Source organism: Litchfieldia stipae, from assembly GCF_014837155.1.
Classification (GTDB): Bacteria; Bacillota; Bacilli; order Bacillales; family Bacillaceae_L; genus Litchfieldia.
This window is the reverse complement of the sequence record NZ_JACYHA010000003.1, coordinates 169,474-189,374: the sequence shown is the minus strand read 5'-3', so window position 1 is coordinate 189,374 and position 19,901 is coordinate 169,474. Positions and strand designations below refer to the sequence as shown.

Below are 19,901 nucleotides of genomic sequence, written 5' to 3'. Positions count from 1 at the left end.
TGTGGAAGTGTAGGGGGAGCCATGGATGAATATTAAATTAATTAACATTGGATTTGGTAATATTGTTTCAGCTAATCGGATTATTTCTATTGTAAGTCCAGAATCTGCTCCTATCAAAAGGACAATTCAAGAAGCACGTGACCGAGGCATGTTAATAGATGCAACCTATGGAAGAAGAACACGTGCTGTCATTATCATGGATAGTGAACATGTGATTTTGTCTGCCGTTCAACCTGAAACAGTTGCTCAGCGATTAACAAATAAAGATGATATAAATGACGAAGGGTAGGTATTATTAAATACTATGACTGAAAGAGGATTATTAATTGTTCTATCTGGCCCATCAGGTGTTGGAAAAGGAACGGTTCGAAAGGAACTATTTTCACAGCCTGATACAAAGCTACAATATTCAATTTCAATGACAACAAGAAATCCCCGTGAAGGTGAAAGGGATGGCATTGATTATTTCTTTAAATCTAGAAATGAATTTGAAGAGTTAATCAAGGCTGAAAAATTGTTGGAATGGGCAGAATATGTAGGGAATTATTATGGAACACCGGTAGATTACGTAGAAGAAACGTTACAAAAAGGGCAAGATGTGTTTCTTGAAATTGAAGTTCAAGGAGCATTGCAAGTAAGAAAAGCTTTTCCTGAAGGTCTATTTATCTTCTTAATGCCACCTAGCCTTAGTGAATTAAAGAATCGAATCGTAACAAGGGGCACTGAATCTGAAGATTTAATCAATAATCGTATGAAGGTAGCCCGAGAAGAAATTGAGATGATGGATGCATACGATTATGTTGTAGAAAATGATCGTGTAGAGCTTGCATGTGAGAGAATTATGTCAATAGTCACTGCTGAGCATTGTAAGAGAGAAAGAGTATCCCTTAGATACAAAAAGATAATGGAGGCTGAATTTTAATATGTTATACCCATCAATTGATAAATTAATGAATAAATTGGATTCAAAATATACACTTGTAACGGTTGCAGCTAAGAGAGCAAGACTTATGCAACAAAACAAAGATCAACGAATTGTAAAACCTCGCTCCCATAAATTTGTTGGGAAAGCATTAGAAGAAATAAATGCAGGAATCTTAACATATACATCAGAACAAAAAGAACAGGTTGATACAACTCCAACAACAACAAACGCAGAATAATTTAAGAGGGGCTGTCCAATAAGTGCCTAGCACTTTGCTTTTGGGACAGCTTTTTTTTGATACTTTTTTGAAATCTGAAGAAATGGGGGAAGCTTATGTTATTTCATAAAAAGATATTACTTTGTGTGAGCGGAGGCATTGCGGTATATAAGGCAGCAGCGTTAACGAGCAAGTTAAGCCAAGCTGGTGCACAAGTGAAAATAATTATGACTGATTCTGCAAAGGAATTTGTAACACCATTAACATTTCAGGCATTATCAAGAAATGATGTTTTTGATGATACGTTTGATGAGAAGGATTCACGAGTGATTGCACATATTGATCTTGCAGATTGGGCAGATTTGGTGATTGTTGCACCAGCTACTGCTAATACAATTGCTAAGCTAGCAAATGGCATAGCGGATAATATGTTAACATCAACCTTACTTGCTACCACAGCTCCTGTTTGGATTGCTCCTGCTATGAATGTGCATATGTATGAGCACCCAGCTGTTCAAAAGAATATCTCAATTCTTGCTGACTACGGATATCGTTTCATCGAACCATCTGAAGGTCATCTTGCATGTGGGTATGTTGGTAAAGGGCGACTTGAAGAACCTGAAAAAATCATTGAGATCATTACTTCATTTTTCAATAAGTCAGGAAGTATGAAAGGAAAAAAAGTGCTTGTGACTGCAGGCCCAACAAGAGAAAAAATTGATCCGGTACGTTTTGTTACTAATCATTCTACAGGGAAAATGGGTTATGCAATAGCAGAAGAAGCTGCAAGTGAGGGGGCAGAGGTCATCTTAATATCTGGCCCAACGAACCTACCAACCCCAAACAATGTACATATCATTCACATAGAAACAGCGGAAGAAATGTATAACCAAGTGATCGCCCATTATGAAGAGAGTGATGTGGTAATAAAAACAGCTGCTGTTGCTGATTATCGTCCGAAAATGATTCATTCAAATAAAGTCAAAAAGCAACAAGGTGATCTTCAGATTGACATGGAAAGAACAATAGATATTCTAAAGACACTAGGTGAACAAAAGAAAAATCAAGTATTGATTGGATTTGCTGCTGAAACTGAAAACGTAGAAGAATATGCTCGGAAAAAATTATTAACCAAAAATTTAGATATGATCATTGCTAATAATATCACTGAAGCTGGGGCTGGTTTTGCAGGCGAAACCAATATTGTAACCATCTACAAAAAGAATGGAACCTCTATGAAGTTACCATTATTATCAAAAAAAGAAGTGGCAAAAGTCATTATTGACGAAGCTGCTAAACTAGTAATGGGCGAGCAGCTATGAAGGTTGCAAGTGTTGTAGTCGATGTTCCAGCTATGCAGACGGATCGCTTGTTTGATTACTTGATTCCACCAGAATGGAATCAAGTAATTGTCCCAGGTATGCGCGTTATTGTTCCTTTTGGGCCAAGAAAGGTTCAAGGGTTTGTGATGGAAGTCAGCAGCTCCACAGAAATAGACAAGCTAAAGGAAATTCATACTGTGTTGGATTTGAGCCCTGTCTTAACAAGTGAGCTACTACAGCTTGGAAATTGGTTAACGGAAAAGACCTTAAGCTATAAAATTTCTGCACTTCAAGTCATGCTTCCAGCTGCAATGAGGGCAAAGTACCAAAAGGAAATTAAATTACTTAAAAGAGAAGCGGTTGGTGAATTAGAGCCAGCAGTTGCAAAGTGGTTTGAAACGAATGATGTTGTTGCATGGGAAGATGTTGAAAAAAGGAATCAACTCTCAGCTTTTCAAAAGGGGATTCAATCAGGCTTCCTTGAAGTTATTTATAAGGTAAAGGATCGCGCCAACAAAAAAACAGTTAGACATGTAGAGCCTGTCTTAACAAAGCTAGAACTGACTGAATTTCTCGAGAATCTACCTTCTCAAGCGATAAAACAAAAGGAAATTATCGATTATTTTATCGAAAACCCATCATCAATTGAAATAAAGCAGCTTATAAATCAAATTGATTGCACTGAAGCCTCTATAAAAACTCTGGTCAAAAAGGGTGTTATAAAACAAGTTAATGTAGAATCTTATCGTGATCCCTTTGATCATCGAGAATTTAAACCAACAAAACCTCTTCCTCTTACTAATGAACAAACAAAGGTTATTACTCCAATTCTTCAATCAATTAAGGATGTAGCTCATGATGTGTTTCTACTATTTGGGGTAACAGGAAGTGGAAAAACCGAGGTTTATATGCAAGCAATTGAAGAGGTATTGAATAAGGGGAAAGAAGCAATTGTTCTCGTGCCAGAAATATCTCTAACACCTCAAATGGTTAATCGCTTTAAAGGAAGATTTGGTTCTAAGGTAGCGGTATTACATAGTGGTTTAGGTACTGGAGAAAAGTATGATGAGTGGCGAAAGATTCATAGGAAAGAAGTAAGTCTTGTTGTTGGAGCTAGATCTGCGATATTTGCTCCATTTGAAAACCTAGGCATTATCATTATTGATGAAGAACATGAGACAAGCTACAAACAAGAGGAAAATCCGCGTTATCACGCCAGAGATGTGGCGATTTATCGTGGTGAGTACCATCAATGTCCAGTAGTACTAGGGAGTGCTACCCCTACGTTAGAGTCGTTTGCAAGAACCTCAAAGAATGTTTATAAATTGCTAACATTGGAAGAGAGAGTAGGCAATCGACCGCTGCCTTCAGTTGAAATTGTTGATATGCGTGAAGAATTAAAAAGTGGTAACAGGTCGATGTTTTCAACATCCCTATTTGAGAAGTTAAACGATCGGTTAGAAAGAAAGGAGCAATCTGTTCTTCTATTAAATCGACGTGGATATTCTTCTTTTGTTATGTGCCGAGATTGTGGTTTTGTCATGAATTGTCCTCATTGCGAAATATCCTTAACCTATCATCGTTCAAGTCAATCACTTAAATGTCATTACTGTGCTCATGAAATTCCGATGCTAAAAACCTGCCCAGAATGTGATAGTGAACATATTCGCTTCTTTGGTACGGGTACACAAAAGGTTGAGGAAGAACTAACGAAAATTTTGCCTGAGGCACGAGTCATACGAATGGATGTAGACACAACAAGTAGAAAGGGTGCGCATGAACGACTACTAAATGATTTTGGAGAAGGGAAAGCCGATATTTTACTTGGAACGCAGATGATTGCCAAAGGGTTAGACTTTCCATATGTCACATTAGTTGGTGTTCTTGCTGCGGATACAATCCTTCATCTTGCAGATTTTCGTTCATCAGAAAAAACTTTTCAATTATTAACTCAAGTAAGTGGACGAGCTGGGAGACATGAATTACCTGGGGAAGTAGTCGTTCAGACCTATACGCCAGAACACTATAGTATCCAATTAGCAAGTCATCACGATTATCGTTCCTTCTACAAGAATGAAATGATGATACGTAGGCAACATGCATACCCACCATTTTATTATTTGGCATTATTAACGATTTCTCATCCTGAGGTCTTAAAAGTGGTAGAGGTTGCTGAGAAAATCACCACTCATTTAAGACATTCGCTCAGTGAGCAGACGATCATCTTAGGACCTGTTGCCTCACCAATCCCTAGGATCAATGATAGATATAGATATCAATGCATGATAAAATACAAGCAAGAACCAGACCTTACTAATTTGTTAAAGCAAATCTTAATAAGATATCAGAAAGAGATATCAGCTAATGGGCTGAACCTTTCTTTTGATCTTAATCCTTACATTTTAATGTAACAAGCCTATATATTCCTTACTCTATGGTAATAATTGTACTATTACTATATGAGAATAAATTCATTTGGAGGAACATCATTGTCTTTACTAACAATTATTGAACATCCGTCAGAAGTGCTAGAAACACCATGCGAGCGGGTTGCAAATTTCGATAGAGCTTTAATTAAGCTATTAAATAATATGTATGATACAATGCTTGAGGCTGATGGTGTTGGTCTAGCCGCACCACAGGTTGGAATCACAAAACAAATTGCCATTGTTGATATAGGTGATAAAACTGGCCGTATTGACTTAATAAATCCACTCATCCTTGAAGCAAGTGGAGAACAAACTGGACCTGAGGGATGCTTGAGCTTTCCAGGTCTTTATGGAGAGGTGTCTAGGCCAAATTCGATTAAGGTTCGAGCGCAAAATCGAAGAGGGAAGACGTATACACTTGAAGCAAGTGGTTTTCTTGCAAGAGCCATTCAACACGAAATCGACCATTTACATGGGGTTTTATTTACGTCAAAGGTTTTAAGATACTATGAAGAAGGCGAACTAGAAGGGTAGGATAGTTATGGAGAGAATTGTATTTATGGGTACTCCTGATTTCTCAGTACCTGTTTTGAGACAATTAATTGAAGACGGATATAATATCGTAGGGGTTGTGACACAACCTGATCGACCTGTTGGTAGAAAAAGAGTGTTAACACCCCCACCGGTCAAAGTGGAAGCATTAAATCACAACATTCCAGTTCTTCAACCTGAAAAAATCAAAGAAGAAGCTGAAGTTAAAAAGGTACTAGATTTGAAGCCGGATTTGATTGTTACAGCCGCATTTGGACAAATTTTACCTCAGGAAATCTTAGACGCACCTAAATACGGTTGTATTAATGTTCATGCATCTCTTCTTCCTGAACTACGAGGTGGAGCACCTATTCATTATTCGATCTTACAGGGAAAAGAAAAAACGGGTGTAACCATTATGTATATGGTGAAGAAGCTTGATGCAGGTGATATTCTTACACAAGTTGAAGTACCAATTCATGAAGAGGATCATGTGGGTTCACTTCATGATAAGCTAAGTGCTGCTGGTTCTAAATTGTTATCAGAAACGATTCCACTTTTACTTGATGATAAGATTATTCCTATAAAACAGGATGATTCAAAGGCTACTTTTGCCTCTAATATAAAAAGAGAGCAAGAAAAAATAGATTGGTCTGCTAAAGGGAACGATATATACAACCACATTCGTGGATTACATCCTTGGCCAGTAGCCTATACCATGCTGAATGATGAGGTTGTGAAAATCTGGTGGGGCGAAAAAGTTCCTCAACATAACCCATCAACTATGGAAGCTGGAGTGATTACTGAGATTGAAGATCGTGGCTTTGTTGTTTCAACGGGAGATCATACGTATATAAGAATCACAGAATTACAACCAGCAGGTAAAAAACGAATGAGTGCTGAGCAATTCTTGAGAGGTGCGACCATCAAAGTCGGAGAAAAGTTAGGATTATAAATATGGCAAAGAAAAAAGTTAGAGAAGTAGTTTTAGACATTTTACTCTCAATTGAGAAGAATCAGGCGTATAGTAATTTACTGTTGAATAAAATGATTCAAAAAAATGAACTGTCAAATAAGGATGTAGGACTTCTAACTGAAATCGTTTATGGAACGATTCAACGAAGAGATACACTCGATTATTATCTTTCTCCTTTTATTAATAATAAGAAGAAAGTAGAAATCTGGGTGATTGTTCTATTACGTCTTTCTTTGTACCAGATGGTATACTTGGATCGAATTCCGGAGCGTGCCGTATTATTTGAAGCAGTTGAAATCGCCAAAAAACGTGGGCACAAAGGAATTGCTTCGATGGTAAATGGGGTATTGCGAACGATACAGCGTAATGGACTTCCAAGTACAGATGAAATTAAGGATCCGGTTGAAAAATTATCAATTGAGTCAAGTCACCCTCTTTGGTTAGTGAAAAGATGGGTCAGCTTCTTTGGCTATGAAGAGGCAAAAAAGATGTGTGAAGTCAATCTGTTACCACCTGTACAAAGTGCAAGAGTAAATATAACGAAGATAACGGTGGATGGTGCTATAGAGAGGCTTGCAGCTGAAGGAATTGAAGCATCCTACGGAGAGTTATCTCCAAACAGCATCAAAATAAACAAAGGGAATATTGCTCACTCCTCACTATTTAAAGAGGGATTCATCACGATTCAAGATGAAAGCTCAATGCTTGTTGCAACAGCGCTTGGTGTTGACAAAGAAGATCGTGTATTAGATAGCTGTGCAGCACCAGGAGGAAAAACGACGCATATTGCAGAGCTTCTTCACAACACAGGATCTGTTACGTCTCTTGACCTTCATGATCATAAAGTAAAGTTAATTGACGAACAAGTGAAGCGACTCGGTTTAAATAATGTAACAACAAAAGCACTTGATAGTCGTACCGTTTCTGAGCATTTTGAGAAAGAATCTTTTGATAAGATTTTAGTTGATGCCCCTTGTTCTGGCTTTGGTGTCATTCGTAGAAAGCCAGATATTAAATACTCAAAAACTGAAAATGACATTCATCAGCTAAAAAAAGTTCAACAATCCATTTTATCAGCAGTTGCTCCCCTTCTAAAAAAAGGTGGGACACTTGTCTACAGTACATGTACGATTGATGAAGAAGAAAACGAGCAAGTGATAAATGAATTTTTAAATAACCATACAGAATATATCATGGATAATGAACTAGCAGATAAGCTACCTAATCAGGTTGGCTCCTATGTTTCAGAAGGAAAAGTTCAACTCTTACCTCATTACTTTGGTACGGATGGATTTTTTATTGCTAGTTTTAGAAAGCAGGTGTAAAGTAAATGAAAGAAGTAAAAACAACAGGAAAAAAAACAGACATCGAACAAAAAAGGCCATCTATTTACACACTTCAATTAGAAGAGATGAAAAATTGGCTAAGTGAGAATGGTGAAAAGCCATTCCGAGCAACACAAATATTTGAATGGCTATATGGAAAGAGAGTTAGCTCATTCGAAGAGATGAGTAATCTTTCAAAAGAATTAAGAGAGAAGCTATCTGAGCAGTTTAATTTTACAACGTTAAAGACATTAATTCAGCAAACATCTAAAGATGGTACGATGAAATTCTTATTTGAACTTCATGATGGATATTCCATTGAAACAGTTTTAATGCGCCATAATTATGGTAATTCTGTATGTGTAACGACTCAAGTTGGATGTCGCATCGGTTGTACTTTTTGTGCATCAACTTTAGGTGGCTTAAAACGAAACCTTGAAGCAGGAGAAATTGTTGCTCAGGTAGTGAAGGTTCAACAAGCTCTTGATGAATTAGGTGAACGAGTAAGCCATGTTGTTATTATGGGAATTGGTGAACCATTTGATAACTATGATGAGATGTTATCATTCTTGAAAATCATTAATCATGATAAGGGATTAAATATTGGAGCTAGACATATTACCGTTTCAACAAGTGGTATTATTCCAAAGATTTATAAATTTGCTGATGAAAATCTTCAAATTAATTTTGCCCTATCACTACACGCTCCGAATAATGAAATTCGTGGGAAATTGATGCCGATTAATCGAGCATACAAATTACCAGATTTAATGGAAGCGATCAGATACTATGTTGATAAGACTGGAAGACGAGTGAGCTTTGAGTATGGCTTATTCGGTGGAGTTAATGATCAAGTAGAGCATGCAGAAGAATTAGCTCAGTTAATTAAAGGGATCAATTGCCATGTGAATTTAATTCCAGTAAACTATGTACCAGAAAGAGATTATGTGAGAACACCAAAAGATCAAATTTTTGATTTCGAAAGAACATTAAAAAAACACAATGTTAATGTCACAATTCGCCGAGAGCACGGTCATGATATAGATGCTGCTTGTGGACAACTACGTGCAAAGGAGCGAAAAGAGGAGACGAGGTGAAGCAATGAAATCGGTATGTTTATCTGATAGGGGAAGAGTGAGACAGTTAAATGAAGATAGCTGTGGAGTTTTTACAAATACAGATGGATTAACATTGGCTGTTGTAGCTGATGGTATGGGTGGTCATCGCGCTGGTGATGTTGCTAGTTCAATGGCAACATCACTATTAAAGGAGCTTTGGGAGCAATCGAAATCAATCGATTCCCCAGAGCTTGCTGAAAATTGGTTGCGTGAACATATTGAACAGATTAATCAAAAATTGTACAAGCATTCACAAGACAATAGTGAATGTCAAGGCATGGGAACAACAGTTGATGCTGTTATCTGTTCACCAACATTTGCGACGATTGCACATATTGGGGACAGTCGTTGTTACTTATCAAATTCAAATGGATTTAACCTCATGACTAGTGATCACACACTTGTTAATGAACTTGTTAAATCTGGTCAGATTTCAAAGGAAGATGCAGAGCATCATCCGAGAAAGAACTGGATTTTACGAGCTTTAGGTACAGAACCTTCAGTAGAAATGGACATTAAGACAATTATCCTTGAAGAAGGGGATTTTCTTCTTCTATGCTCTGATGGACTAACAAATAAAGTACAAGAATCCGAATTAAACGAAGTACTACATACAAATGAAGAATTACAAAAGAAAGCAGAAGTGCTTGTTCAAATGGCAAATGAAAATGGTGGGGAAGATAATATCACCCTTGTCATTGTTCAGTATTCGTCGATGAGTGAAAGTGGGTGATGGGGATGCTCATTGGAAGACGACTAAGTGGCCGCTATAAGATACTTGAGGTCATTGGTGGCGGTGGGATGGCAAACGTATATTTGGCAAGAGATGTCATACTTGAGAGAGATGTTGCCATAAAAATCCTTCGTCTTGATTTTTCAAATGATGAAGAATTGATTAAACGCTTTAGACGAGAAGCACATTCAGCTACAAGTTTGGCACATCCTAATGTCGTTAGTATTTACGATGTTGGAGAAGAGGATAATATTTATTATATTGTCATGGAATATGTGCCAGGGAAGACTCTTAAACAGTACATACAAAAATATGCCCCTCTTGATTCGAAAGAGGCATTAGATATTATTGAACAATTAACGTCAGCAATTGCACATGCCCATCATAATCATATTGTTCATCGAGATATCAAACCTCAGAATATTCTAGTGGATAATGATGGGACAGTGAAGGTAACGGATTTTGGAATTGCAGTTGCATTAAGCTCAACAACCATTACACAAACAAATTCTGTGCTTGGTTCCGTACATTATTTATCACCTGAGCAAGCACGTGGTGGCATGGCTACGAATAAATCAGATATTTATTCTTTAGGTATTGTGTTATTTGAGCTATTGACTGGAAGAGTCCCTTTTGAGGGAGAATCAGCTGTGTCAATCGCATTAAAACATCTACAAACTGAGACACCTTCACCTAAGAGATGGAATCCGTCTATTCCTCAAAGTGTAGAAAACATCATTTTAAAAGCTACTGCGAAAGATCCTTTTCATCGCTATAGTACTGTTGAAGAGATGGAAGAAGATATAAGAACAGCTCTTAGTCCTAATCGTCTTAATGAAGAACGATTTGTTACTCCTTTGGATAATGATGAGGTAACAAAGGCCATACCAATCATCAAAGAGGAGCCAAAAGAATCAGAGACCATTATTCGTGGCAAAACTCCTGAAACACCAGATTCTGATAAACAAAAACAAAAAGAAGAAAAAAGACCAAAAAAGAAAACGAAGCTATTTGTTATTCTCTTAACTGTTTTTCTATTAATCGGTGCGGCTGGAGTTGCAGCAATAACGATTATTCCATCATTATTTTTACCTAAGGAAGTAACAATACCTGATTTGAATAATTGGGAATATGATGAGGCATTGAAGGAATTGGTTACATTAGGATTAGAAGTAGAAGATCCTATTCAACAAGTTCATGATGAAATTCCTGAAGGTCATGTCATTAAAACAGACCCTAAGGCGAATACAACGGTTAGAGAAGGTTCAAGTATCACAATCTATGAAAGTACTGGGAAAGAGAAGCTTGAATTTGATAACTATGAAGGTATGGATATTTCTGAAGTAGAGGACTTGTTAAATCGTTTAGGATTTGAATCAATTACAATTGAGAGAATTAATCATGATAGTGAACCAGGCACAATCATCTCGCAATCAATTGATGAAGGTGAAATGGTTATACCAAGTGAAACAGATATTACGTTTGAAGTGAGTGACGGACCACCAAAGATTGTATTGAGAAATCTTGAAAGATGGACACAGGAATTAGTTGATGACTATACATTAGAAAATGAACTTAACATTAACCGTGATGAACAATATTCAGATGAAGTACCAAAAGGATTAGTGATTTCACAATCACCAAAACCAGGCACTGAATTAAAGAGAAAAGATACAATTGAAGTAGTCTTTTCACTTGGACCAGAAGAAAGAAAACCAAAAGAACAAAAAGTTGAAATCACAATTCCTTATAACCCAACAGAAGAAGATGAAGAACAACATGTCGTATTAAATATTGAAGATGCGGAGCATTCTCTTTCTGATGTGTATGATTCATTCACGATATCAAAGTCAGAAACAATAACAATAACTTTTCTTGTTCCTTATGGTCAGAATGCTAAATATTTATTACTTGTCGATGGGAAACTTATAGAAAATAAGGTCATTCCATATGACGATAGTGAATAACAAGGAGTGAAAGTATGCCAGATGGCAAAATTATTAAGGCATTAAGTGGCTTTTATTATGTATTAAATCATGACCATGAAATTATCCAATGTCGTGGAAGAGGAGTTTTTCGGAAAAATAAAGTCAATCCCCTTGTCGGTGACCAAGTTGTCTATCAAGCTGAGAACCCAACTGATGGGTATATCCTTGAAGTAAAGGAACGGAAAAATGAGCTAATTAGGCCACCTATTGCAAATGTTGATCAAGCAATTCTTGTGTTCTCAGCAGTTGAACCTGACTTTAGTACCGTATTATTAGATCGATTTCTCGTATTAATAGAATCTAACCATATCGAGCCAGTTATTTGTATTAGCAAAATAGATTTAGTGCCGGATGCTAAAAAGGCAGAAATTGATGCATATGCAAAAGACTATGAGAAGATAGGTTATAAAGTGATTCTTACTTCAACAATAGATCGTAAAGGGGTACAGGTTTTACTTCCATTACTTGAAGATAAAATCTCAGTATTTGCTGGTCAATCAGGTGTAGGAAAATCTTCACTTTTAAATGTGTTGCGCCCTGAACTTGGATTAAAGACTGATAATATTTCTTCTCACCTAGGAAGAGGTAAGCATACAACACGTCATGTTGAATTAATAGAGGTTGGGACAGGATTAGTGGCTGACACTCCAGGATTTAGTTCATTAGAATTCACAGAGTTAGAGGTCGAAGATTTAAATTATTGTTTCCCAGAAATTGAGGAGTATAGTAAAGACTGCAAATTTCGTGGCTGCACCCATACGTCTGAGCCAAAATGTGTGGTGAAGCAGGAAGTGGAAACAGGTGAAATTAAGCAATATCGATATGATCATTATGTTCAGTTTATCGAAGAAATAAAAGACAGAAAGCCGAGGTATTAGTTTATATGGTGAAAATTGCACCGTCAATACTTTCTGCAGATTTTTCGAAATTGGGAGAAGAAATAAAGGATGTTGAACGAAGTGGAGCAGACCTCATTCATGTTGATGTAATGGATGGTCATTTTGTCCCTAATATTACAATTGGTCCATTAATTGTTGAAGCGATTAGACCTGTTACGAAGCTTCCATTAGACGTTCATTTAATGATTGAAGAGCCTGATCGCTATATTCCAGAGTTTGCAAAAGCAGGTGCTGATTATATTACGGTTCATGTAGAGGCTTGTCGACATCTTCATCGAACGATTCATTTAATTCATTCATTTGGAGTAAAGGCTGGTGTGGTTCTAAACCCAGCTACGCCAATTGAAACCATTAAGCATATCATTGATGAAGTAGATATGGTGTTATTTATGACAGTTAATCCTGGTTTTGGTGGACAATCATTTATTCATGGCGTACTACCAAAAATAGAGGAATTAGCTCAAATAATTAAAGAAAAAGGATTAAATGTTGAAATCGAAGTCGATGGTGGAGTGAATGAACAAACGGCGAAGCTTTGTATTGAAGCAGGTGCCACCGTTTTAGTTGCAGGTTCAGCCATTTATAATGAAGTGGATAGAGAGCTCGCTATTTCGAAAATTAGAGGAAAATAAGAACAGCTAAAAGAGTCATCTTAGATGGCTCTTTTTTAATATTTTAAATATTATCGTCATAATATAGTATTAGCTTCACTATGTATTAGTAATGAACTTATATATAGAGGTACTTTTTCAATCCATGATAGCATATTAATGGTGTTAAGCAGTTATCAATAAATTAATTAAAACAGCATGAACTGTCATGGTACTCTTTTTTCTTTATTGAATATACTTATAAAGATTAAAACTGTAAAACTTTAGAAAAAAGATCGTGGAAATTGCATTGAGGAGGGAAATTATGAAATTTTATACGATTAAATTACCGAGGTTCTTAGGTGGTATCGTTCGTGCGATGTTAGGATCTTTCAAAAAAGGATAAGAAAAAGCACCCTTTTCTCAAGGTGCTTTACTTTTTAAGTATGTAAGGTAAAATTAAATTTCAACATAAAGAAAAGTCGCATCAAGCGACTTCTTTTTTGTTTATATAGTATTAAACTCGCTCAACTTTACCAGACTTAAGAGCTCTTGCTGATACGTATACGCGTTTAGGTTTCCCATCAACTAAGATACGAACTTTTTGAAGGTTTGCACCCCAAGTACGTTTGTTAGCATTCATAGCATGTGAACGAGCATTTCCTGAACGAGTTTTCTTTCCTGTAATTACACATTTGCGTGCCATATTATTTCCCTCCTTACTTGCAAAAACTAACCATACAGTTTTCATAGATAACGTATGAAAATCACTTATCTAATTTATCACACCTAAATTGATAATGCAATACTTATACAGTTGTCCTTCAATGTATATCATATATTTTATCATATGCTGTATAATAAGAAGTAGATAATCCATTTATAAGCTAAATGAACATCTATATTTTCACTTAATCATTGTTCAGAATTGGTGAAATAAATCTTGAATTAAGGGAATTACTTTCAAAAACAGCTCGGTTATAGTAAAATGTCTATAGCCAAAGGTGAACAATACCAAGGGGGGAACTTATATGTCCATCGAATTAAAGACGAAGTACGGACAAATTGATATATCAACAGAAGTAATTGCAACAATTGCCGGAGGAGCTGCAATTGAGAATTACGGTATTATTGGAATGGCTTCAAAGAATCAAATTAAAGATGGAATTACTGAAATTTTGAGGAAAGAAAATTTCAAACGTGGTATCATAGTACGTCAGGAAAATGATGAAGTACATATTGACATGTATATTATAGTTAGCTACGGTACGAAAATTTCAGAGGTTGCCCACAATGTTCAAACAAAGGTGAAATATACATTAAACCAAACTGTAGGACTAGCTGTAGATTCGGTTAATATTTTCGTGCAAGGTGTTCGTGTGACGAACCCGTAAAGAGGAGGAAAAAGTCTGTGTCTATTACAAGTTTAGATGGGAAGCGTTTTGCAGAAATGATTATTAAAGGTTCTGCTTATTTATCAAACAATGCTAAATTGGTTGATTCTTTAAACGTTTTCCCAGTTCCAGATGGTGATACTGGTACGAACATGAATTTATCAATGACATCTGGTGCTAAAGAAGTGAAAAACAACGTTTCAACTCATGTTGGGAAAGTTGGATCTGCTCTTGCAAAAGGTTTGCTAATGGGAGCAAGAGGAAATTCTGGTGTTATCTTATCTCAGTTATTTAGAGGATTCTCTAAAGCGATTGAATCAAAAGAGACGATTGATGCCCGTGATTTTGCATTGGCTTTAGATGCAGGAGTTAAAACAGCATATAAAGCTGTTATGAAGCCTGTTGAGGGTACAATCCTGACAGTTGCAAAAGATGCTGGAAAACACGCTGTTGCTGTTTCTGAAAATGAAAAAGACATTGTGAAATTAATGACTGAAGTTGTGAAAGAGGCTCAAAGCTCTCTTAACCGTACTCCAGATTTATTACCTGTATTAAAAGAGGTTGGAGTCGTTGATAGTGGTGGTCAAGGTTTACTATTTGTTTATGAGGGATTCTTAGCTGAATTAAAGGGAGAAGAACTTCCTGATAATCAATCTAAGATGCCTTCACTTAAAGATCTAGTAAGTGCTGAGCACCATCGCAATGTTCAAAGTCATATCAATACAGAAGATATCGAATTTGGTTACTGTACTGAATTTATGGTGAAGCTTGATCCAGCAAAACTAAAATCTCCTTTTAATGAAGATACATTCCGTCAAGATTTGAGTCAGCATGGGGATTCTTTATTAGTCATTGCCGATGAGGAGCTTGTAAAAGTTCATATTCATGCAGAGCATCCAGGAAATGTTCTTTCATACGGACAGCGCTATGGTAGTCTCATTAACATGAAAATTGAAAACATGAGAGAGCAGCATAGCAACCTCCTATTTGAAGAAAACGAATACACTGAAGAAACTCCTAAAGCATCTGTAAATAAGGAGAAACAACCTTATGGGATTGTAACAGTAGCAATGGGTTCTGGTATTTCGGATATGTTTAAAAGCTTAGGTGCGCATGCGGTCATTGAAGGTGGCCAAACAATGAATCCAAGCACAGAGGATATCTTGAAAGCAATTGAAGAAATACATGCTGAAAAAGTCTTCATCTTACCAAATAATAAGAACATTATTATGGCTGCTGAGCAAGCTGCATCTGTGGCAGATGGGAATGTTGTAGTTATTCCATCAAAGACTGTACCTCAAGGAATGGCAGCGATGTTAGCCTTTAATCCAGCAAGTGATATTGAGCAGAATAAAGCGATGATGGATGCTGCTTTATCACATGTAAAGACTGGACAAATTACTTATGCTGTTCGTAATACAAATATTGATGGAATTGAAATTACTAAAGATGATTTCATGGGTATCTCAGAAGGAAAGATTGTTACAACAGACAAAGAAAAAGTTGAAGTAGCAAAGAACTTATTAGATATTATGCTTGAAGAAGATGATGAAATATTAACAGTCCTTGTTGGTCAAGAAACTACTGAAGAAGAAGTTGAACTTTTAGTTGAGTACATTGAAGACAAATACGAGGATATTGAAATAGAAATTCATAATGGAAATCAACCATTATACAACTTTATTTTCTCAATTGAATAAGACTAATGAATAGAAGGGATGGTATGTTCCCTTCTATTTCACTGTTTAATAGAGGATAAATGTCTTGTTACGAGGAGGGAAAGTGAGATGAAATATAAAAGTGTCTTTGATATCATTGGTCCAGTCATGATTGGTCCATCAAGTTCTCATACAGCAGGAGCGGCTCGTATCGGACGTGTGGCTCGTAGTTTATTTGGAAGAGAGCCAAAATGGGCAAAGATTTCATTTTATGGTTCCTTTGCTAGTACGTATAAGGGGCATGGAACTGATATTGCAATCGTAGGTGGATTGCTGGATTTTGATACTTTTGATGAAAGAATCAAAACATCCCTTGAAATTGCCTCTAATTCTGGCATCGAAATTGAAATAAGAGAAGAAGAGGCAGTTACAGATCATCCGAATACAGCAAGAGTGTACATCGGTGATGATAAGGGTGAGCTTGAATTAGTTGGCATTTCAATTGGTGGTGGTAAAATAGAAATTACAGAGTTAAATGGCTTTTTACTAAAACTATCAGGTAACCATCCCGCATTATTAGTGGTTCATAATGACAAATATGGTGCAATTGCTGCAGTCGCTAATGTATTAGCTAAATATACAATCAATATTGGACATATGGAGGTTTCCCGAAAGGAAGTAGGGAAACAAGCGCTTATGACCATTGAGGTTGATCAAAATATTGATCAAAAGGTTATAGACGAGCTTTCCATCCTGCCGAATATCATTCAGGTTACTAGAATTGTGGATTAATATTATATTGCATCTTTAGAAATACAAGGAGGGGATGGCTATGTTTCGTAATGTCAAGGAGCTAGTCAATCTAGCAGAAAGTCAAAATATAAAAATATCAGAAGTAATGATTGCTCAGGAAGTTGAAGTAACAGGGAAATCAAGAGAGCAGATCATTCAACAAATGGAATTTAATTTAACCATTATGGAGCAAGCGGTCGAAAAAGGTTTAGCTGGAGTGATGTCCAATTCTGGATTAACTGGTGGTGACGCTGTCTTAATGCAGAAATATATCCAGAAAGGGAACTTTCTATCAGGGGAAACACTCCTTCATGCTGTTAGTAACGCTGTTGCTACAAATGAAGTAAATGCAGCTATGGGGACGATTTGTGCGACACCTACTGCAGGTTCAGCTGGTGTTGTTCCTGGAACCTTGTTTGCCTTAAAAGAAAAATTAAATCCAACAAAAGAACAAATGATTGAATTTTTATTTACGGCAGGAGCATTCGGCTTTGTAGTTGCAAATAATGCTAGTATTTCTGGAGCTGCTGGTGGATGTCAAGCTGAAGTAGGGTCTGCAGCAGGAATGGCGGCAGCTGCAGTTGTAGAAATGGCTGGGGGAACACCAAGTCAATCTGCAGAAGCAATGGCAATCACTCTGAAAAATATGTTAGGTTTAGTTTGTGATCCAGTTGCAGGCTTAGTTGAAGTGCCATGTGTGAAGAGAAATGCGATGGGTGCAGCAAATGCGATGGTTGCAGCAGATATGGCATTAGCTGGTATTACGAGTAGAATACCATGTGATGAAGTGATTGATGCTATGTATAGAATTGGTCAAACGATGCCAACAGCTTTAAAAGAAACTGCACAGGGAGGTTTGGCGGCAACCCCAACAGCACGTGAGCTAGAAGCGAAGATATTTGGGATGACGCTTAATAAATAAAGTGAAAAATGTACTAAGACAACCAGTCGGCGATATCAAAGGAATTGGTGAAGAAACATCCACGCTGTTAGGTGAAATGAACATTTATACAATTGGCGATTTAATCGAATATTTGCCGTACCGTTATGAGGATTATCAATTACGGGACTTAGCTGAAGTAAAACATGAGGAGAGAGTAACTGTAGAAGGGCAGATTCATACAGCTCCATTACTCTCTTATTTTGGAAGGAAGAAGTCTCGTCTTACGTTTCGGGTGCTTATTGGCAGATATCTCATTAATGCGATTTGTTTTAATCAACCATATTTAAAAAATAAGATTTCGCTTCACGAAACAGTCACAATAACTGGTAAATGGGATCAACATCGTCAAACAATTACAGTGAATGAATTACATGTTGGTCCACAGATAAGGCAACAATCAATTGAACCTGTCTATTCTATTAAAGGGGACATATCTGTTAAAGGAATGCGTAGGTTTATTACGATTGCTTTAAATCAATATGGTGATCAAATCTGTGAGAACTTACCATTGTCATTACTTCAAAAGTACAAACTTCTTTCAAAACAAGAAGCCCTTCGAATTATGCATTTTCCTGCAAATCATCAGGAGTTAAAACAAGCGCGTAGACGGTTTGTTTATGAAGAGTTTCTATTATTCCAACTTAAGATGCAAGCTTTACGAAAGTTTGAAAGAGAGTCAAGCGCAGGTATTGAGCATCGTTTTGATGCGAGTAAATTGCAACAATTTATTGATCATCTTCCGTTTCCATTAACAAAAGCTCAAGAAAGAGTAAGGGATGAAATAATACAGGACCTTCAATCCCCTTATCGGATGAATCGATTACTACAAGGAGACGTAGGATCTGGGAAAACTGTTGTTGCAGCTATTGCTTTATATGCTGCGTTTTTAGCTGATTCTCAAGGTGCGCTAATGGTTCCAACAGAAATATTAGCTGAGCAGCATGCCCATTCATTAAAAGGGTTGTTTTCAAATACGGATGTTTGTGTTGAATTATTAACGAGCTCAGTTAAAGGGAAAAAGAGAAAAGAAATTTTAGCGCGTTTAGAGTCTGGCCAAGTCCACATTTTAGTAGGGACACATGCCCTTATCCAGGATGAAGTGGTGTTCAAAAAGCTTGGTCTTGTAATCACAGACGAACAGCACCGTTTTGGGGTAGCGCAAAGAAAAGTACTTAGAGAAAAAGGAGAAAATCCTGATGTACTATTTATGACAGCGACCCCTATTCCACGAACGTTAGCCATCACAGTTTTTGGTGAAATGGACGTTTCCATTATTGATGAGCTACCAGCTGGTCGTAAATCAATCGAAACCTATTGGGCTAAACACAATATGTTAGATCGAATTATTAACTTTATTGAAAAAGAGCTTTCAAAAGGGAGACAAGCTTATGTGATTTGTCCTCTTATTGAAGAATCAGAAAAACTCGATGTTCAAAATGCTATTGATGTACACAGTATGCTTTCTTTACATTTTCAAGGGAAATGGAATATTGGCTTAATGCATGGACGACTGTCCTCGGATGAAAAAGAAAGTGTGATGAAGAGCTTTAGCGATAATGAGGTTCAATTACTCGTATCAACAACAGTTGTTGAGGTTGGAGTGAATGTGCCAAATGCGACAATTATGGTCATCTATGATGCAGAGCGTTTTGGTTTATCACAGTTACATCAATTGCGTGGCCGAGTAGGAAGAGGGAGTGAGCAATCCTATTGTATTTTGCTTGCCGACCCTAAATCTGAGGTAGGTAAAGAAAGAATGAGAATAATGACTGAAACAAATGATGGGTTTGTTTTATCTGAAAAAGATTTAGAATTAAGAGGACCAGGTGATTTCTTTGGTAGGAAACAAAGTGGAATGCCTGAATTCAAAGTCGCTGATATGGTTCATGATTATCGAGCCTTGGAAGTAGCTAGGGAAGATGCTAGCAAATTAATTAATTCTACGGTTTTCTGGGAGCATCCAGAGTATGGCTATTTAAGGTCATATATCAATCAATCGGGAATTATTAGTGGTGAAAAATTAGACTAAGAATCAAACAAGCAGACTTGAGATGAAGTAGA

At 36.8% G+C, this 19,901-nt stretch carries 20 protein-coding genes; 19 read left to right on the top strand and 1 reads right to left on the bottom strand.

From position 1 onward, the window contains the following. Nucleotides 1-25: 25 nt before the first annotated feature. The 14 genes from remA to spoVM all read left to right on the top strand — a co-directional run bounded on the left by remA (nucleotide 26) and on the right by spoVM (nucleotide 13,459). On the top strand, nucleotides 26-289 hold the full coding sequence (gene remA, locus F7888_RS05085; protein ID WP_191777818.1) for an extracellular matrix/biofilm regulator RemA: 264 nt from the start codon (nucleotides 26-28) through the stop codon (nucleotides 287-289). A gap of 15 nt (nucleotides 290-304) precedes the next feature. Beyond that, nucleotides 305-922 carry a guanylate kinase gene (gene gmk / locus F7888_RS05080; RefSeq protein WP_191777816.1) on the top strand — a complete coding sequence of 206 codons (618 nt, stop codon included), beginning with the start codon at nucleotides 305-307 and terminating at the stop codon, nucleotides 920-922. 1 nt (nucleotide 923) lies between these two features. Continuing rightward, nucleotides 924-1,163, top strand: a complete 240-nt coding sequence (gene rpoZ, locus F7888_RS05075) for a DNA-directed RNA polymerase subunit omega (RefSeq protein ID WP_191777814.1) — start codon at nucleotides 924-926, stop codon at nucleotides 1,161-1,163. 95 nt (nucleotides 1,164-1,258) lie between these two features. Continuing rightward, nucleotides 1,259-2,464 (top strand): bifunctional phosphopantothenoylcysteine decarboxylase/phosphopantothenate--cysteine ligase CoaBC, encoded by a 1,206-nt coding sequence (gene coaBC / locus F7888_RS05070; protein ID WP_191777812.1) that lies wholly within the window; start codon nucleotides 1,259-1,261, stop codon nucleotides 2,462-2,464. Continuing rightward, on the top strand, nucleotides 2,461-4,875 hold the full coding sequence (gene priA / locus F7888_RS05065; protein ID WP_191777810.1) for a primosomal protein N': 2,415 nt from the start codon (nucleotides 2,461-2,463) through the stop codon (nucleotides 4,873-4,875). The genes coaBC and priA overlap by 4 nt, the downstream gene beginning before the upstream one ends. Before the next feature lie 48 nt (nucleotides 4,876-4,923). Beyond that, nucleotides 4,924-5,427, top strand: coding sequence for a peptide deformylase (def, locus tag F7888_RS05060; RefSeq protein WP_412095979.1), 504 nt, complete (start codon nucleotides 4,924-4,926; stop codon nucleotides 5,425-5,427). Between the two features lie 7 nt (nucleotides 5,428-5,434). Next, nucleotides 5,435-6,379 carry a methionyl-tRNA formyltransferase gene (gene fmt / locus F7888_RS05055; protein WP_191777806.1) on the top strand — a complete coding sequence of 315 codons (945 nt, stop codon included), beginning with the start codon at nucleotides 5,435-5,437 and terminating at the stop codon, nucleotides 6,377-6,379. Between the two features lie 2 nt (nucleotides 6,380-6,381). Further along, complete coding sequence (rsmB, locus tag F7888_RS05050; protein WP_191777804.1) at nucleotides 6,382-7,725, top strand: 16S rRNA (cytosine(967)-C(5))-methyltransferase RsmB; 1,344 nt, start codon at nucleotides 6,382-6,384, stop codon at nucleotides 7,723-7,725. Nucleotides 7,726-7,730: 5 nt separating this feature from the next. Continuing rightward, nucleotides 7,731-8,822, top strand: a complete 1,092-nt coding sequence (rlmN, locus tag F7888_RS05045; protein WP_191777802.1) for a dual-specificity RNA methyltransferase RlmN — start codon at nucleotides 7,731-7,733, stop codon at nucleotides 8,820-8,822. A gap of 4 nt (nucleotides 8,823-8,826) precedes the next feature. Further along, complete coding sequence (locus F7888_RS05040; protein WP_191777800.1) at nucleotides 8,827-9,576, top strand: Stp1/IreP family PP2C-type Ser/Thr phosphatase; 750 nt, start codon at nucleotides 8,827-8,829, stop codon at nucleotides 9,574-9,576. 5 nt (nucleotides 9,577-9,581) lie between these two features. Continuing rightward, a complete protein-coding gene (gene pknB, locus F7888_RS05035) occupies nucleotides 9,582-11,543 on the top strand; it encodes a Stk1 family PASTA domain-containing Ser/Thr kinase (RefSeq protein WP_191777798.1) in 1,962 nt (653 codons plus the stop codon). 14 nt (nucleotides 11,544-11,557) lie between these two features. Further along, nucleotides 11,558-12,442: a ribosome small subunit-dependent GTPase A gene (gene rsgA / locus F7888_RS05030; protein ID WP_191777796.1), complete on the top strand. Its 885-nt coding sequence runs from the start codon at nucleotides 11,558-11,560 to the stop codon at nucleotides 12,440-12,442. A gap of 5 nt (nucleotides 12,443-12,447) precedes the next feature. After that, nucleotides 12,448-13,095, top strand: coding sequence for a ribulose-phosphate 3-epimerase (gene rpe / locus F7888_RS05025; RefSeq protein WP_191777794.1), 648 nt, complete (start codon nucleotides 12,448-12,450; stop codon nucleotides 13,093-13,095). A 283-nt stretch (nucleotides 13,096-13,378) separates the two neighbouring features. After that, entirely contained in the window at nucleotides 13,379-13,459 is an 81-nt protein-coding gene (gene spoVM / locus F7888_RS05020) for a stage V sporulation protein SpoVM (protein ID WP_057996873.1), read from the top strand. A 111-nt stretch (nucleotides 13,460-13,570) separates the two neighbouring features. Here spoVM and rpmB read toward each other — a convergent pair whose 3' ends face one another. Then, nucleotides 13,571-13,759: a 50S ribosomal protein L28 gene (gene rpmB / locus F7888_RS05015; protein WP_078547210.1), complete on the bottom strand. Its 189-nt coding sequence runs from the start codon at nucleotides 13,757-13,759 to the stop codon at nucleotides 13,571-13,573. A 325-nt stretch (nucleotides 13,760-14,084) separates the two neighbouring features. Here rpmB and F7888_RS05010 point away from each other — a divergent pair, with 325 nt between their 5' ends. The 5 genes from F7888_RS05010 to recG all read left to right on the top strand — a co-directional run bounded on the left by F7888_RS05010 (nucleotide 14,085) and on the right by recG (nucleotide 19,869). After that, a complete protein-coding gene (locus tag F7888_RS05010) occupies nucleotides 14,085-14,447 on the top strand; it encodes an Asp23/Gls24 family envelope stress response protein (RefSeq protein ID WP_191777792.1) in 363 nt (120 codons plus the stop codon). Nucleotides 14,448-14,464: 17 nt separating this feature from the next. Beyond that, a complete protein-coding gene (locus F7888_RS05005) occupies nucleotides 14,465-16,147 on the top strand; it encodes a DAK2 domain-containing protein (protein ID WP_191777791.1) in 1,683 nt (560 codons plus the stop codon). 87 nt (nucleotides 16,148-16,234) lie between these two features. Beyond that, nucleotides 16,235-16,897 (top strand): L-serine ammonia-lyase, iron-sulfur-dependent subunit beta, encoded by a 663-nt coding sequence (gene sdaAB / locus F7888_RS05000; RefSeq protein ID WP_191777789.1) that lies wholly within the window; start codon nucleotides 16,235-16,237, stop codon nucleotides 16,895-16,897. A gap of 40 nt (nucleotides 16,898-16,937) precedes the next feature. Next, a complete protein-coding gene (gene sdaAA / locus F7888_RS04995) occupies nucleotides 16,938-17,819 on the top strand; it encodes an L-serine ammonia-lyase, iron-sulfur-dependent, subunit alpha (RefSeq protein ID WP_191777786.1) in 882 nt (293 codons plus the stop codon). 1 nt (nucleotide 17,820) lies between these two features. Then, the gene (gene recG / locus F7888_RS04990) at nucleotides 17,821-19,869 is read left to right on the top strand and encodes an ATP-dependent DNA helicase RecG (protein WP_191777784.1); all 2,049 of its coding nucleotides are present in this window, start codon (nucleotides 17,821-17,823) and stop codon (nucleotides 19,867-19,869) included. Nucleotides 19,870-19,901 lie beyond the last annotated feature (32 nt).

Excerpts from the sequence above, each read along its gene's own strand:
- remA (WP_191777818.1), top strand. The coding sequence starts at position 26 with ATGAATATTAAATTAATTAACATTGGATTTGGTAATATTGTTTCAGCT.
- gmk (WP_191777816.1), top strand. The coding sequence starts at position 305 with ATGACTGAAAGAGGATTATTAATTGTTCTATCTGGCCCATCAGGTGTT.
- rpoZ (WP_191777814.1), top strand. The coding sequence starts at position 924 with ATGTTATACCCATCAATTGATAAATTAATGAATAAATTGGATTCAAAA.
- coaBC (WP_191777812.1), top strand. The coding sequence starts at position 1,259 with ATGTTATTTCATAAAAAGATATTACTTTGTGTGAGCGGAGGCATTGCG.
- priA (WP_191777810.1), top strand. The coding sequence starts at position 2,461 with ATGAAGGTTGCAAGTGTTGTAGTCGATGTTCCAGCTATGCAGACGGAT.
- def (WP_412095979.1), top strand. The coding sequence starts at position 4,924 with ATGAGAATAAATTCATTTGGAGGAACATCATTGTCTTTACTAACAATT.
- fmt (WP_191777806.1), top strand. The coding sequence starts at position 5,435 with ATGGAGAGAATTGTATTTATGGGTACTCCTGATTTCTCAGTACCTGTT.
- rsmB (WP_191777804.1), top strand. The coding sequence starts at position 6,382 with ATGGCAAAGAAAAAAGTTAGAGAAGTAGTTTTAGACATTTTACTCTCA.
- rlmN (WP_191777802.1), top strand. The coding sequence starts at position 7,731 with ATGAAAGAAGTAAAAACAACAGGAAAAAAAACAGACATCGAACAAAAA.
- F7888_RS05040 (WP_191777800.1), top strand. The coding sequence starts at position 8,827 with ATGAAATCGGTATGTTTATCTGATAGGGGAAGAGTGAGACAGTTAAAT.
- pknB (WP_191777798.1), top strand. The coding sequence starts at position 9,582 with ATGCTCATTGGAAGACGACTAAGTGGCCGCTATAAGATACTTGAGGTC.
- rsgA (WP_191777796.1), top strand. The coding sequence starts at position 11,558 with ATGCCAGATGGCAAAATTATTAAGGCATTAAGTGGCTTTTATTATGTA.
- rpe (WP_191777794.1), top strand. The coding sequence starts at position 12,448 with ATGGTGAAAATTGCACCGTCAATACTTTCTGCAGATTTTTCGAAATTG.
- spoVM (WP_057996873.1), top strand. The coding sequence starts at position 13,379 with ATGAAATTTTATACGATTAAATTACCGAGGTTCTTAGGTGGTATCGTT.
- rpmB (WP_078547210.1), bottom strand. The coding sequence starts at position 13,759 with ATGGCACGCAAATGTGTAATTACAGGAAAGAAAACTCGTTCAGGAAAT.
- F7888_RS05010 (WP_191777792.1), top strand. The coding sequence starts at position 14,085 with ATGTCCATCGAATTAAAGACGAAGTACGGACAAATTGATATATCAACA.
- sdaAB (WP_191777789.1), top strand. The coding sequence starts at position 16,235 with ATGAAATATAAAAGTGTCTTTGATATCATTGGTCCAGTCATGATTGGT.
- sdaAA (WP_191777786.1), top strand. The coding sequence starts at position 16,938 with ATGTTTCGTAATGTCAAGGAGCTAGTCAATCTAGCAGAAAGTCAAAAT.